10 protein-coding genes are annotated in these 14,038 nt (G+C 54.3%); 5 read left to right on the top strand and 5 right to left on the bottom strand.

Annotated elements, in window-relative coordinates; translation table 11 throughout:
- The first annotated feature begins 10 nt into the window (after positions 1–10).
- The 3 genes from QGT73_RS03825 to nqrF are packed head-to-tail and all read left to right on the top strand — an operon-like array spanning position 11 to position 2,590.
- The gene (locus tag QGT73_RS03825; RefSeq protein ID WP_123616462.1) at positions 11–637 is read left to right on the top strand and encodes an NADH:ubiquinone reductase (Na(+)-transporting) subunit D; all 627 of its coding nucleotides are present in this window, start codon (positions 11–13) and stop codon (positions 635–637) included.
- Positions 638–655: 18 nt separating this feature from the next.
- Positions 656–1,273, top strand: coding sequence for an NADH:ubiquinone reductase (Na(+)-transporting) subunit E (nqrE, locus tag QGT73_RS03820; RefSeq protein ID WP_123616463.1), 618 nt, complete (start codon positions 656–658; stop codon positions 1,271–1,273).
- A 51-nt stretch (positions 1,274–1,324) separates the two neighbouring features.
- The gene (nqrF, locus tag QGT73_RS03815; RefSeq protein WP_123616464.1) at positions 1,325–2,590 is read left to right on the top strand and encodes an NADH:ubiquinone reductase (Na(+)-transporting) subunit F; all 1,266 of its coding nucleotides are present in this window, start codon (positions 1,325–1,327) and stop codon (positions 2,588–2,590) included.
- A 113-nt stretch (positions 2,591–2,703) separates the two neighbouring features.
- On the opposite strand, the gene QGT73_RS03810 is transcribed toward nqrF, so the two are convergent.
- From QGT73_RS03810 to QGT73_RS03795, 4 genes are read right to left on the bottom strand one after another with little or no spacing between them, the layout of a single operon-like run.
- The gene (locus QGT73_RS03810) at positions 2,704–3,165 is read right to left on the bottom strand and encodes a hypothetical protein (protein ID WP_280121488.1); all 462 of its coding nucleotides are present in this window, start codon (positions 3,163–3,165) and stop codon (positions 2,704–2,706) included.
- A gap of 40 nt (positions 3,166–3,205) precedes the next feature.
- Positions 3,206–5,944 (bottom strand): bifunctional fucokinase/fucose-1-phosphate guanylyltransferase, encoded by a 2,739-nt coding sequence (locus tag QGT73_RS03805; RefSeq protein ID WP_280121487.1) that lies wholly within the window; start codon positions 5,942–5,944, stop codon positions 3,206–3,208.
- Between the two features lie 36 nt (positions 5,945–5,980).
- Positions 5,981–7,294 (bottom strand): L-fucose:H+ symporter permease, encoded by a 1,314-nt coding sequence (gene fucP, locus QGT73_RS03800; protein ID WP_280121486.1) that lies wholly within the window; start codon positions 7,292–7,294, stop codon positions 5,981–5,983.
- Positions 7,295–7,304: 10 nt separating this feature from the next.
- Positions 7,305–8,906: a family 43 glycosylhydrolase gene (locus tag QGT73_RS03795; RefSeq protein WP_280121485.1), complete on the bottom strand. Its 1,602-nt coding sequence runs from the start codon at positions 8,904–8,906 to the stop codon at positions 7,305–7,307.
- A 219-nt stretch (positions 8,907–9,125) separates the two neighbouring features.
- On the opposite strand from QGT73_RS03795, the gene QGT73_RS03790 reads away from it, so the two are divergent.
- Positions 9,126–10,991, top strand: a complete 1,866-nt coding sequence (locus QGT73_RS03790; RefSeq protein WP_280121484.1) for a TonB-dependent receptor — start codon at positions 9,126–9,128, stop codon at positions 10,989–10,991.
- A gap of 16 nt (positions 10,992–11,007) precedes the next feature.
- Positions 11,008–11,985 carry a DUF362 domain-containing protein gene (locus tag QGT73_RS03785; RefSeq protein WP_280121483.1) on the top strand — a complete coding sequence of 326 codons (978 nt, stop codon included), beginning with the start codon at positions 11,008–11,010 and terminating at the stop codon, positions 11,983–11,985.
- A gap of 170 nt (positions 11,986–12,155) precedes the next feature.
- Here the strand turns inward: QGT73_RS03785 and QGT73_RS03780 are convergent, their stop codons facing one another.
- A complete protein-coding gene (locus QGT73_RS03780) occupies positions 12,156–13,493 on the bottom strand; it encodes an NADP-specific glutamate dehydrogenase (RefSeq protein WP_280121482.1) in 1,338 nt (445 codons plus the stop codon).
- Positions 13,494–14,038 lie beyond the last annotated feature (545 nt).

Below are 14,038 nucleotides of genomic sequence, written 5' to 3'. Positions count from 1 at the left end.
TCCATAACTTATGGCTGAAAAAATCAAGAATACCGACGTGCTCTTCAATCCCCTCTCGAAGAACAATCCCGTCGTAGTGCAGGTGCTCGGCATCTGCTCGGTACTTGCCGTCACCGCCAAACTCGAGCCCGCCATCGTGATGGGCATCTCGGTTATAGCCGTGCTGGCCTTTGCCAACGTGATAATATCGCTCATACGCAACACCATCCCCACCAATATCCGCATCATCGTGCAGCTTGTGGTGGTGGCCGGTCTGGTGGTAATCGTCGACCAGGTGCTCAAAGCCTATGCCTACGACGCCTCCAAGCAGTTGTCGGTGTTTATCGGACTCATCATAACCAACTGTATACTCATGGGCCGTCTCGAAGCCTTCGCCATGGGCAACAAGCCCTGGCCCGCATTTCTCGACGGCGTGGGCAACGGTCTGGGCTATGCGATAATACTCGTCATCGTTGGATTCTTCCGCGAGCTCCTCGGCTCCGGCACTCTGCTCGGCTTTCAGGTCATACCCCAGTGGTGCTATGACAACGGATATGTCAACAACGGCCTCATGATACTCCCCCCCATGGCCCTCATCGTCGTGGCGTGCATCATCTGGGTGCAGAGAAGCATCAACAAAGACCTCCAGGAAGATTAACCCTAAACAAACGACAGTATGGAAAATCTCAACATATTCATCAGGTCGATATTTATCGACAATATGATTTTCGCCTACTTCCTGGGCATGTGCTCCTTCATAGCCGTGTCCAAGAACGTTAAGACGGCCTTTGGCCTCGGCATTGCCGTGACATTCATGCTGGTGGTGACCCTTCCGGTCAACTATCTGCTTGAAAACTACGTGTTGCGTCCCGGCGCGCTCGCATGGCTTGGTCCGGAGTTTGCCGCCGTCGACCTCAGCTTTCTCTCGCTCATAATGTTCATCGCCGTGATTGCCTCCATGACGCAGCTCGTCGAGATGGCCGTCGAGAAGTTCAGCCCCTCGCTCTACTCTTCGCTCGGCATCTTCCTGCCGCTCATCGCCGTCAACTGTGCTATCCTCGGAGGCTCGCTCTTCATGCAGCAGCGTGACTTCCCGAGCATCTGGACAGCAGTGTGCGCCGGCGGCGGATGGGGTCTCGGATGGCTCCTCGCCATCACGGCAATCGCCGCCATACGCGAGCGTCTGGCCGAATACTCCAACATCCCTCGACCGCTGCGCGGTGTCGGCATCACCTTCATCCTCACAGCCCTGATGGGTATAGCATTCATGAGCTTCCTCGGCATCAAAATCTGACCGCGCCGGCCGGAGTTATTACATAATTTCTAAAATATTTCACAACAACTCATGTTAACGATACTGACAGGCGTATGCATATTTCTGGTTATAACACTCCTTCTCGTTATAATCCTGCTAATCGCCAAAAGATATCTCGTACACTCGGGCAAGGTGAAAATCACCATCAACAACGACACCGTCCTCGAGGCCGAGTCCGGCAAGACTCTACTGTCAACGTTTGCCGACCACAACATCTTCCTCTCCTCGGCCTGTGGCGGCAAGGGCAGTTGCGGCCAATGCAAATGTCAGGTGTTCTCGGGTGGCGGAGACATTCTCCCAACTGAAAAAGTCCACTTCTCGCGCAAGCAGCAGCAAGACCACTGGCGTCTCGGATGTCAGGTAAAGGTCAAGGAAGACTGCTCGGTGGGTATACCCGCATCGGCTCTCGATGTCAAGGAGTGGGAGTGTGAGGTCATCTCCAACAAAAACGTCGCGACATTCATCAAGGAGTTTATCGTCGCGCTTCCCAAGGGCGCACACATGGACTTCATCCCCGGCTCCTATGCCCAAATCAAAATCCCTACCTATGAGATGGATTATGACAAGGACATAGACAAGTCGCTCATCGGTGACGAATATCTGCCGGCGTGGGAGAAATTCGGCCTCTTCGGCCTCAAGTGCCGCAACACCGAGACCACTGTGCGAGCCTACTCGATGGCCAACTATCCCGAGGAGGGCGACCGAATCATGCTCACGGTACGCATCGCCACACCTCCCTTCAAGCCCAAACCCCAGACAGGATTCATGGACGTGATGCCAGGCATCGCCTCAAGCTACATCTTCACTCTCAAGCCGGGCGACAAGGTAATCATGTCGGGCCCCTACGGCGACTTCCACCCCATAGTCGACTCCAAGGCCGAAATGATGTGGATAGGCGGTGGCGCAGGCATGGCTCCGCTGCGCGCCCAGATAATGTGGCTCACCAAGACTCTCCACACCACTGACCGCGTGATGAACTACTTCTACGGCGCACGCGCACTCAACGAGGTGTTCTATCTCAACGACTTCCTCGAGCTGGAGAAAGAGTATCCCAACTTCAAGTTTCATCTCGCCCTCGACCGTCCCGACCCCGCAGCCGATGCCGCTGGTGTGAAATACACCGCCGGATTTGTTCATCAGGTCATCTATGAGACTTATCTCAAAAATCATCCCGACCCCGAAGACATCGAATATTACATGTGCGGTCCCGGCCCGATGAGCGCGGCTGTCAACAAAATGCTCGACGACCTCGGCGTAGACCCGACTTCGGTACACTACGACAACTTCGGAGGCTAACCGTCAGCTCTCAGACAAAGGTCTTCATATAAGAAAAGTGTCTATATTCACGGCAAAATGAATATAGACACTTTTCTTATATGAAGACCTTTGTCTGAGGGTATGTATCGTTGTTATTCCGCGTTCGAGCTGTAATTTTTGGCAAGCTCTTCGGGAGTGATGGACATCTCCTTGTCTGACTTAGAGTCCTTGTTGGTGTAAACGAAACGAGCACCGAGCTTAGCGTCGACAAAAGTCTTGCCGGCAGCACCGATATTCTGAAGAGCCGCATTTTTGGTCTCATCGTCAATCTCCAACTGATTATATATGTCGGCATCCTCGATAGCGATGGTGTAGACTACATAGTCGCCGTCGATAGCAAGCTTCTCAAGAGTAAGACCGGCACCCATAGGCTGGGGAAGCTGGCCCGTAAACTGGTCGAGAGTCTTCTGAACGCGCTCGCGGCCCTGAGCCACGGCATCATTTTCGGTCTGCTCGGTAGCATCACCCTTGGAGGCATTGCCCGAGCAGGAAGTAAATGTGAAAGCCCCGCCACATACAAGTGCGGCAGCAAGTGTCAATACAATTTTTTTCATTGTTTTATCAATAGGTTTTGGTTATTGGAATAGGTCTATATCAGCTTCTGGTAATCTGCAATCCCTGATGCGAGAGCGACATCTCCACCATGCGCGAATTGGCCGGCAGAGAAGAATCGGTCGTAAGGATATGGCGTATGCGTCCGGCAGCCTCGGGATCCTTGGCTATCATATAGAGATAGCCTCCGCCGCCCGCGCCCGGCAACTTATAGCCCAGACACAGGTCATCGACAAGACGAGTGATGGCGTCCACTCCCGGAGGATTGGTGCCGTGGTCGAGAGTCATGTTCTGCTGCCAGGTGCGCCGCACGAGACGTCCCATACGGGCGAAATCGTCGCGCTGTATGGCGTCATACATTTCCATGGTATGGTTTTTCATCTCTCGGAGCAGACCTATCTGCTCACCATGATTGAGAAACATTCTTCTTACAATCTCGGCCAGAATATCCTTGGCCGTGCGGGTGATGCCGGTGTAGAACAGCAGGTGACACGGAGCATACTGCGGGTCGGTAAACAGGTCGGATGGCAAACGGCGTATGAGAGGCTCCTGAGCCAGCTCCTTGGTCGACTGGAGCAACTTCACACCCCCTATCACACCGCCATACTGGTCCTGCCATCCGCCGCCGGTGGTCAGCAGTTGCTCAAGTATGAGAGTGCGCTTGCATATCTCGATCTTATCCCAGGCCAGAGCGCAGAAATCGCTTATGGCACCGAGCACCGTCGAAGCGAGTATGCTGCTGGTGCCGAGACCGCTACCCGCCGGTATGGCCGAAAAGAGTGTAATCTCCAGTCCGCCTCCCATATGCATGAGCTGGTCACGCAGCGAAGCGAAATGCTCGGTGCAGAACTGCGGATGGAATCCAGCCAGTGCGAGGGCGGCCTTGGGTATCGAGAACGGCGAACCGACTTTATTGAAATCGCGTAGCTGCTCATACGTCTCTATGGTCTCGGCAGCCCCCAGGTCAATGCTTCGACACACGATGTGGGGCTCGGCACACGGACGCACATAAGCCTGCAACGGAGGCTGGCCGTTGAGCTCTATGGCGAGATTGATGACATTGCCCCCTTCCATGAGACAGAACGGCGGGGTGTCGGTCCATCCGCCGGCTATGTCGATGCGCACGGGCGAGCGGCTCCATACTATCTGGTCGGAACACACGGCCCGGCGTGGCATCTGTTTCTGCTCGAGCACGGTAGATGTCAGCCCTTCGCGAAGCAATCCGAAGGCCTCCTGCTCATATTGCTGCCATGGCTCCGAACGGTGGCGACACACTTCGGCACGAAACATCGCGTCGCTCATGCGTGTAATCAGCGACGCAGAGTTGTCAAGCGGAGCCGGCAACGGAAGATTGTCGGTGGCAAACGCACCGGCGGCGTCATGCAGATCGAGCTGATAGAAGACACTGTGGGCATGGTTGGCAGCCATGGCGGTCCAGTTGAGACTTCTGAACTCTCTGCGCTGGCTCACAAGACGCGGCAACGATGCTTCGTTGGAAATCTCCTCGGCACTCATCAGTCTCTCATATCCGTGCGGCTCCTCTCCTGCAAGAAGGGATTTCACCGCGCGCTCCATCTCTTCGAGACTGTTGACCACGGGGAAGCGGCCACGCTGCTGCTCGGCTCCGGCAAACCGGTCATCGATGTCGTAGACTCTCACAGCCCATGCGTCAGCACCTATCGGCACAATGTCGACACACTTGCCCGGAGCGAGAGCAATATCCCAGTCGTTGCGAGGCACACCCGTGACTATATTATGGTCGGTAAGAGTCCAGCGTGAGGCTATATGGCTGTTCTCGACCCATATATCGTTGTTGGAAGCCGAGAGAGTGATGTCGAGCACCGAATTTTGCACAAAAATCGACGGATGTGGTTTGCGGTCGCGGTGCATGATTTCGCGCTGGTCATTGATACGGTTCTGGATGGCGAGAGTCGACGAAATCATCTCACGGCTCGTGCCATAGTGGTAAAACTCACCGCCGGGCAGCGGGACTATTGCCACCGAAAGCGATGACAGCTCGGGGTCAGGACACGTCGGATTGGTGCCGAGCGCGCCTCCAAACTCGCTGTACAGGTCATACTCGCGCAGACGGCCCTCATTGTCGCGCGAACGGCGACGCAGCATCTCGACCGCCCTGTCGCTCAGCAGCCACACTCCGATATCGGTGAGATAATAGCCCGACTGGAGCAGTCCGTTAAGCTCGTCGACCGAAGGCTTCTGCAACATGCGGTCGAGACGCGAGGGTGAGTCATGACGGCTGTAAAACACGCCGTGGTTTTTGGCTATCGAGGCATCGAGCCACAGACCGTAACACACCACGTCGGCCTCAGGTATCGGAGGAAGAGGCTGCGAGGAGTGGATATACACGTCTCCGCTCACTATGAGGGTGTGCATCCCCTCGGGAGCCGACCGCATGATGCGCTCATAGAGGGGCAACTGCAGGTCGAGCAGTGTCTGGCTCAACTTCTGGCCGCGCTCCCAGCGAAATATGGGCACCGGCGTGAGTATCTTGCCCGAAGGCGCGTATGACGGAAGCCGACGGCTCTGGCCTCCGGCGTGAAGGAGTATTCTTTTTTCCGACGAAAGCCATTCAGCAAAGTCGGCCTCGGCGTCGCCGCTGTTGCGGTGACACTCTTCGAGCAGCCACGTGGTGCCGCCTCCGCTGCCAAGGCGCGCGCCTATGGGGTCGGATGTGCAGAAATATTCTTTTTCAGACAGCCCTGTGACTTCGTGAAATGCATCGACGAGGTTGGGCGGAAGTGACAATAGTTTTTTTGTCATGATATCTTTTAAAGCTGTAGGTTTTAAGGTCAGAATTTAAGCCTTGAGGGTGCGCGAGCCGTAGAGTGCCACCACGGCAAAGCATATCATCGGGATGAAAAACGACAGATTGACCGCCGGAATTTCACCCAGACTCACGCCCGAGTCTATGACTGCACCCTGAAGCGGCGGGAACACCGAGCCGCCGATTATCGACATGATGAGTCCGGCACTGCCCACCTTGACATCCTCGCCAAGTCCGGTAAGTGCTATACCATAGATGGTCGGGAACATAAGCGACATGCACGCGCTCACTCCCACCAGGCAGTAAAGGCCCGTGACGGTGGTCGAAAATATCGCGCCGATGGTGAGCACGACTCCGAGCACGCCGAGCACACACAGCAGACGGCTCGGCGATATGTAGCGCAAGAACCATGTGCATATGAACCGGCTGCACGTAAAGAGAGCCATTGCCCCGATGTTGTAGCGTTGCGACAATATCTCGGCTTCATGCTCGGGCATACCTTCCGACATGAACAGACGGGTGCCATACTGGATGATGAATGTCCAGCACATCACCTGCGCGCCAACATAGAAGAACTGTGCTATTACTCCCTCGCGGTAATTGCGGCGGCCGAGCAGGGCCACAAGTGTGCGAAACACTCCCGTGCTCTTGCCCGAATCACTTGCTCTCGGCATCTTGAGCAAGCGTATTATCACAAGCATGACAAGAGCCACAAGTCCGATATAGACATAAGGCTGGATGAGCACCCACAGATCATGATTTTTGATGGCGTCAAACTCGGCCTCGGAGAGTGTGGCGCGTGCCTCGGAGTCGAGCGGGTGCATACGGGCCTGAATAAAGTGCATGGCCACCCACATGCCGGCAAGCGCGCCCACAGGATTGAATGCCTGCGCGAGATTGAGCCGTCGGGTCGCTGTGGCCTCGGGACCCATGCTGTAGATGTAGGGGTTGCAGCTTGTCTCGAGAAACGAGAGACCGCATGTCATTACGAAATAGGCGAGCAGAAAGGGATAATACATGCCTGTCCACTGGGCCGGCACAAACAGCAGTGCGCCCACTCCGTAGAGCAGCAGACCGAGCATCACACCGGCCTTGTAGGTGTAACGCTGTATGAACATGGCCGCGGGAAACGCCATGCAGAAATAGCCGAGATAGAAAGCCACCTGTACAAGCGCACCCTCGGTGACACTCATGCGGAAGATTTTGGAAAACGCTTTGACAAGCGGTGCGGTGATGTCATTGGCAAAGCCCCACATGGCAAAACAAGTCGTGACTGCCAGAAACGGGAGCAACAGAATAACGCCCTGACGTGAAGATAGCAGCGGTGTGTTGTCGGATTGTGACATTATTCAGATATTATTCAGATTGAAATTGCAGATGTGTGATTGTACATAACGATTTGCCCTTGACAGGCGACGAGAATGTAAGATAAAGCGGATGTTTGCCCGAGAGAGCAGTCACCCCCGTGACATCGGCCGTCATCCTGACTGGAGTCTCAGGCATGCCGGCCCTCAGCTCTATACGTCCGGCCGGAGCGGGATTGCCCTTCCACGGAGCCGAGGTGTAGACAGTAATGATACCGTCAATGCCTTCCGGCACAAGGTCGAGCACGAGCCGCGCGTTCTTGCGTCCGTTGAGCCGGTCAAAGTTGAAGTACTTGTATCCGAGTATAGATCCGTCAGTGTTGTTGACCACAGGGCTGACATTGATGCTGTCGTTATAAGGGTCGGCTACAGCATGGTCGTCGACATAGACCGACTTGAAATGCGAGCCTGAATAGACCATTTCGGGATATTTCTGATAGGCAGGAGTCGGACCGGTGATGTGCGAGGCGATGGCTGCGGGATAGCGGCGCAGCGGGTCGAGTCCGTCGGTATCGAATCCCTCCGAAGTATATTCGGCCTCACTTATGCTCACCCTGCCGCCGGGGCCCGGTGTCACGCTCACTTCTATCGGGGCAACCATGGCCTGACGGGCATACTCGTCAGTGCCCGACTGTCGGTGATAGAACACCCACCATCGGTCACCGATTTTCAGTATGCTTCCGTGGGTGTTGCCATTGGGCGTGGAGGTAGCTATGGCATTGCCATCGGCATCGGTGTCGCGCCCGCGGCCGTCTATTATGGTGCCGCCGTAAGTATACGGGCCGAGTGGACTGTCGCTGTAGGCATAGGCCAGAGTGTAATTGCTCTGCGGGAGCCCCCACTCGCCGTCGGCGGTCCAGCGGCTGTAGACCAGCACATATTTATCATCAATCTTGCGCATCGACGAGGCTTCGTAAAATCTGAACACCTCATCCTGTTTATATCCGGGTATGAGATTCTCCACCACATCGGTGCCGGGCTTCACAGTAGCCATGGTGGAAGGGTCGAGTTCGGCAGCCATGGAGTTGCCGAATCCCCAGTAGCCATACACTCGCCCGTCATCGTCGACAAACACCGCCGGGTCAAAACGCAGCACACCATCGGTCGAGTCGGCTTTCTCCTTACTCCAGTTTATCACCCTGAACGGGCCGTCGGGGCGTTCAGAACACGCCACCATGCCGTTGCGGCCTCCGGCTTGATTGTTGGGATAGAGATAATACATTTTCTTGCCGTCGGGCATGGTCTTCACAGCCACATCGGGCGCATAGAGCACATCGCCTGAGCCGTCGGCCCGCAGCGGCTTGCCGTCGCGGTCGGTGCGCGACTCGAATATCACTCCGTCATAACGCCATGTGTCAAGCGAGTCGGGCGACGCCGACCACACTACCAGATCGGTGCCGCAATACATGGTGCGCAGCATGTCGTGCGAACCGTATATATACACTCGCTTCTTGCCGGGCACATCCGGGTCGTCAAAAAGATATGGCTCTCCGTCGGGTATATGTTCCCAAAGAGGAAGATAGGGATTGACACACAACGCATACTGGAAGGCAAATGCGACAAGAATCAAGGGGAGAAAGCGGTTGAACTTCATGGGTTGAATCCGAAGATTTTAGAATTGAGTATGCAAACTTAGTGAAAATCCCCGACTTGTGAGGCGAAATTGCCACAAAAATTTGTCATCGGCATGCAATACATGCAAATACATGCAATATTGGTAATCATTACCGATAATTGTATTATCCTTATTATATATGTGTAATGTATTTTTGCAGATGGAAAATAGGGCTTACTTACACTTTAATCCTGAAAAATGAACATACGTGCAATCACTCTCTCCATTTTTCCGCTCCTGTCATCGGGCATCGCGATGTCGGCCGATGACAAGGATGACGGCACCATGTCGCTGAGTCTTGAGGAAGTGGTGGTAACAGGGAGCAACCGGGCCGTGGGCCGCGACCTCACCCCTTACACCGTATCGGTGATTGACCGACAACAACTCGAGACCACCGGCGACACCCGCGTGCTCTCGGCTGTGTCGGGACAAGTGCCGAGTCTCTTTGTCACCGAGCGCGGGCTCATAGGATTCGGCGTGAGCAACGGCGGTGCCGGTCACATCAAACTGCGAGGTGTCGGCGGCGACCGCGCGAGCGGAGTGCTGATGATGGTCGACGGACAGCCGCAGTTTGCCGGCATATACTCCCATCATGTGGCCGACTTCTACGACACCGAACGTGTGGAGCGTGTCGAAGTGTTGCGCGGCCCCGGCTCGGTGCTCTACGGTTCAAACGCTATGGCCGGAGTCATCAACGTAATCACACGCGGAGTGCATGCCGATGGTGTACACACCACCCTTTCGTCACAATATGGCAGCTACAACACCTGGCTCTCGTCGGTGACCAACACCGTGAGGGCCGGAGGCTTCACCTCGCTCGTCTCGCTCTCTTATGACCGCACCGACGGGGTGAACGACGCGCTGAAATTCAGGCAAGGCGGCGGATATGCCAAACTCGGCTATGACTTCGCCGGTCCATGGCGCATGGGAGCCGACTTTACACTCACCAATTTCAAGGGGCGCGACAGGATATATCCCACCCTCTCCGACCCGACGTCGACCGACATGTATCGCCAGAACGTGACGCGCGGCGAGGCCTCGGTGTCGGTGACCAATAATTACGGCTCGACCGACGGTAACGCCATGCTCTATTACAGCTATGGCAACCATATCATCGATGACCCGCGCCACTTCCGCAGCAATGACAACCGTCTGGGCGCGCTGCTCTTTCAGAACTTCCGCCCCTGGCATGGAGCCGGCATGACTGCGGGATTTGACTTCAACACATATTCGGGTAAAATACCCGTGTCGGGCGGACGTCCGCACACCGACGGCTCCAAGACTACAATCTCGCGCAAACGCATCACGGAATACTCTCCATATCTCACACTGTCACAGTCACTCATGGACGAGATGATAGTGCTCAACGGCGGATTGAGAATGAGCAACAGCGACTTGTTTCACACCGGATGGGTGCCGCAATGCGGAGTGTCGGTCAACCCCGGCCACGGTTTCAACATCAAGGCTTCGCTATCCAAGGGTTATCGCAACCCTTCGTTTCGCGAGCTCTATCTCTACGCCATGGCCAATCCCGACCTCGAGCCCGAGAGCATGATGAACTATGAGGTGTCGCTCTCACGCCGCTTCGGCACCGGAGCCACAGCTTCGCTGACAGCCTATTACTGCAAGGGCGACAATATGATTCAGACACTCGACATGAAAAACCAAAACACAGGCCGATTTATCAACAAAGGCATCGAGGCCTCGCTCGGCTGGCAGCCTGTCATCTCTCTGTCGCTCTCGGCCACCTACAGCTATCTGCACACATCACTCCACGACCTCACCGGCGCGCCACGCCACCAATATTATATAGGTGCCGACTGGCGGGTGAGCCCGACTGTAAATATCGGTGCCGATCTCAAAGGTGTGAGCCGTCTGTTTGTTCACGAGAGCATGGACCATCAGTCTTATGCCGTGGTCAATCTCAAAGCCTCATGGTCGGCTTGCCGGCATGCCGACCTGTTTGTACGCATCGAAAATCTCACCGATGCCTCCTACGTAATCAACCGCGGCTATGACATGCCCGGACTGAGCGCGCTCGGCGGATTCAAACTACATTTTTAAACCCATTCCTTATATAATGAAAAAACTTTCCATCACACTGTGCATGGCAGCCATGCTGACAGCATCCTGTACCGGAGCCAGGGCTCAGGCCGAACCCGAAACGTCGACCGCCGACACCGTTACATCCAAGGTGTACATGCTCACCGACATCACCCCCGAAAACCTTGTGAAAATCTATGATGCTCTCGGTCGCGAGGCAAAAGGCAAAGTGGCCGTGAAAATCTCGACCGGCGAACCGGGTGGACACAATTTTCTCAGCCCGGACCTCATCAAACCCCTCGTAGAAAAAGTCAACGGCACCATCGTGGAGTGCAACACAGCCTATAACGGCCGCCGGTCGTCGACTGCCGAACACATGAAGGCGGCCGAAGAGCACGGTTTTACAGCCATAGCCCCGGTTGACATAATGGATGCCGAAGGCGAGGTGAGACTGCCGGTCAACGGCGGCAAACATCTTGACTATGATATCGTGGGCTCGCACTTCCCACAATATGATTTCACCATCATACTTTCACACTTCAAGGGCCACGCCATGGGCGGATTTGGCGGCGCGGTCAAAAACATGTCGATAGGCATAGCCTCGGCCAACGGTAAGTCGTGGATACATTCGGCTGCCAAGACGGCCAATCCCGACAGCCTGTGGCAGAATCTCGCCGAGCAGGACATGTTTCTCGAATCAATGGCCGAAGCAGCCAAGGCTGTCGCCGACCATTGCGGTGACAATATCGTGTACATAAGCGTGGCCAACAATCTCTCGGTCGACTGCGACTGTGACAGTTCGCCCGAGGACCCAAAAATGGGCGACATCGGCATTCTTGCCTCGCTTGACCCTGTGGCTCTTGACCGCGCATGCACCGACCTGGTGCGTTCGTCGTCCGACCACGGCAAAATCCACCTCATCGAACGCATCGATTCACGCCACGGCATGCACACTCTCGACCACGGCAAAGCCATCGGCCTCGGCTCACAAAAATATCAACTGATCAGACTATAACAGGTAAATATATATACGTGATTTCGATATAAACAGTCCCGTTTTTAACACTTACTCCCACTTGTTGACACACATTAAAAAAAGACGGCAAGCTCATGCCTGCCATCCGTACTATCGTTTTTTCATAATATCAAAACCGACAGTATCTCATTTTTAACATCCGTTCTTTATCAAAGGATACCCTGTGCCATCATGGCGCGGGCCACTTTCATGAAGCCTGCCACATTAGCACCCTTCACGTAGTTGATATATCCGTCCTCCTCGGTGCCGTATTTCACGCACTGGTTGTGGATTTCGGTCATAATCTGCTGGAGCTTGGCGTCAACCTCTTCCTCGCTCCATGAGAGCTTCTGAGAGTTCTGTGCCATTTCGAGACCCGACACCGACACACCGCCTGCGTTGGCAGCCTTGCCGGGAGCATAGAGTATGCGGGCTTTCTGGAACTCGCGTATAGCATCGGGAGTCGAAGGCATGTTGGCACCCTCGCTCACTGCGATACAGCCGTTGGCTATGAGGGCACGAGCATCATCACCGTCGATTTCGTTCTGGGTAGCCGAGGGCATCGCGATGTCACACTTGGCAATGTGCCAGGGACGCTCGCCGGGGAAATACTGGCAGTCATACTCTTCGGCAAACTCACGGATGCGGCCACGATACACGTTCTTGAGCTTGAATACATAGTCGAGCTGCTCGCGGGTCATGCCTTCGGGCATATAGATGGTGCCGTCAGAGTCGCTCATCGACACAACCTTTGCTCCGAGTGTGAGGAGCTTGTCGGCTGTATAGGTAGCCACATTACCCGAGCCTGAGATAGCCACGGTCTTGCCGGCGATGTCAATGCCGCGTGTGCGGAGCATCTCGAGGAGGAAATATACGTTGCCGTATCCTGTGGCCTCGGGACGTATCTTGGAGCCGCCAAATTCGAGGCCTTTGCCGGTGAATGTGCCTGTAAACTCGCGGGCCATTTTCTTGTATTGGCCAAACATGTAGCCGACCTCACGGCCGCCAACGCCTATGTCGCCGGCTGGTACGTCGGTGTCGGGGCCTATCTGACGCCACAGCTCGGTAATGAAGGCCTGGCAGAAGCGCATCACCTCCATGTCGCTCTTGCCGCGGGGCGAGAAGTCGCTGCCTCCCTTGGCTCCGCCCATGGCGAGGGTGGTCAGAGAGTTCTTGAAAGTCTGCTCAAAGGCGAGAAATTTGAGAATTGAGAGGTTGACCGACGAGTGGAAGCGGATGCCGCCCTTGTAGGGACCGATAGCGTTGTTGTGCTGCACGCGATAACCCATGTTGTTGTGGACTTTGCCCTTGTCGTCAACCCACGATACACGGAATGAGAAGATGCGGTCGGGTATGCAGAGACGCTCTATGAGGTTGTAGCGTTCAAACTCGGGATTCTCGTTATATACGTCCTCGATGGTGGTGAGCACCTCGTCTACGGCCTGGATATACTCGGGTTCGTTGGGAAAACGACGCTTCAGGTCGTCAATCACTTCTACTGCTTTCATACCTTAGTCAAATTGTTGTCTTTTTGGTTATAATTATTGTGTACTGCTCAAAAAAGAGAGGTTTTCGCACCAATTTTCTTTTCTTTCCGTACTTTTCACGGCAAAGTTACATATATTATCGCAATAACCAAAACATTTGCAATAAAAGTTGCGAAATTTATTAAAGTTATGAAGTCACAAGGCTAAAAAACAAGTAAAATGACGCGAAACGAAGAAATAATGCAACAATAATCCATTTATTCCAATCTTAAATATATGCAAAAAAAAATTACTCGTCATCGCGACGAATAACTTTTCTACCTTAAATCTAATACCATGAAAAACTTGTAGCAAAAGTATATCGCTAACTCAAATTGTCCAAATTTTTCATGTAAATAATTCCATCTGTTAACTAAAATTAACCTTAAAAGAGTAAAAAGGGGGAAAAATGACGCTTATGTGTAACTACTCAGGTAGGTTTGTCGTACTCCCCCATGCACAACTTCCCTCGTTGCAACCAACGAGAGTAAATCGTTTTTTTACAAAATATGAAGCTGTTTATAATG

Origin of the sequence: Duncaniella muricolitica (assembly GCF_910574735.1) — a bacterium.
Classification (GTDB): Bacteria; Bacteroidota; Bacteroidia; order Bacteroidales; family Muribaculaceae; genus Duncaniella; species Duncaniella muricolitica.
Note: the sequence above shows the minus strand (reverse complement) of the source record. Positions and strands in the feature narration are given on the sequence as shown.

Excerpts from the sequence above, each read along its gene's own strand:
- nqrF (WP_123616464.1), top strand. The coding sequence starts at position 1,325 with ATGTTAACGATACTGACAGGCGTATGCATATTTCTGGTTATAACACTC.
- QGT73_RS03795 (WP_280121485.1), bottom strand. The coding sequence starts at position 8,906 with ATGAAGTTCAACCGCTTTCTCCCCTTGATTCTTGTCGCATTTGCCTTC.
- QGT73_RS03810 (WP_280121488.1), bottom strand. The coding sequence starts at position 3,165 with ATGAAAAAAATTGTATTGACACTTGCTGCCGCACTTGTATGTGGCGGG.
- QGT73_RS03790 (WP_280121484.1), top strand. The coding sequence starts at position 9,126 with ATGAACATACGTGCAATCACTCTCTCCATTTTTCCGCTCCTGTCATCG.
- fucP (WP_280121486.1), bottom strand. The coding sequence starts at position 7,294 with ATGTCACAATCCGACAACACACCGCTGCTATCTTCACGTCAGGGCGTT.
- QGT73_RS03825 (WP_123616462.1), top strand. The coding sequence starts at position 11 with ATGGCTGAAAAAATCAAGAATACCGACGTGCTCTTCAATCCCCTCTCG.
- QGT73_RS03805 (WP_280121487.1), bottom strand. The coding sequence starts at position 5,944 with ATGACAAAAAAACTATTGTCACTTCCGCCCAACCTCGTCGATGCATTT.
- QGT73_RS03785 (WP_280121483.1), top strand. The coding sequence starts at position 11,008 with ATGAAAAAACTTTCCATCACACTGTGCATGGCAGCCATGCTGACAGCA.
- nqrE (WP_123616463.1), top strand. The coding sequence starts at position 656 with ATGGAAAATCTCAACATATTCATCAGGTCGATATTTATCGACAATATG.
- QGT73_RS03780 (WP_280121482.1), bottom strand. The coding sequence starts at position 13,493 with ATGAAAGCAGTAGAAGTGATTGACGACCTGAAGCGTCGTTTTCCCAAC.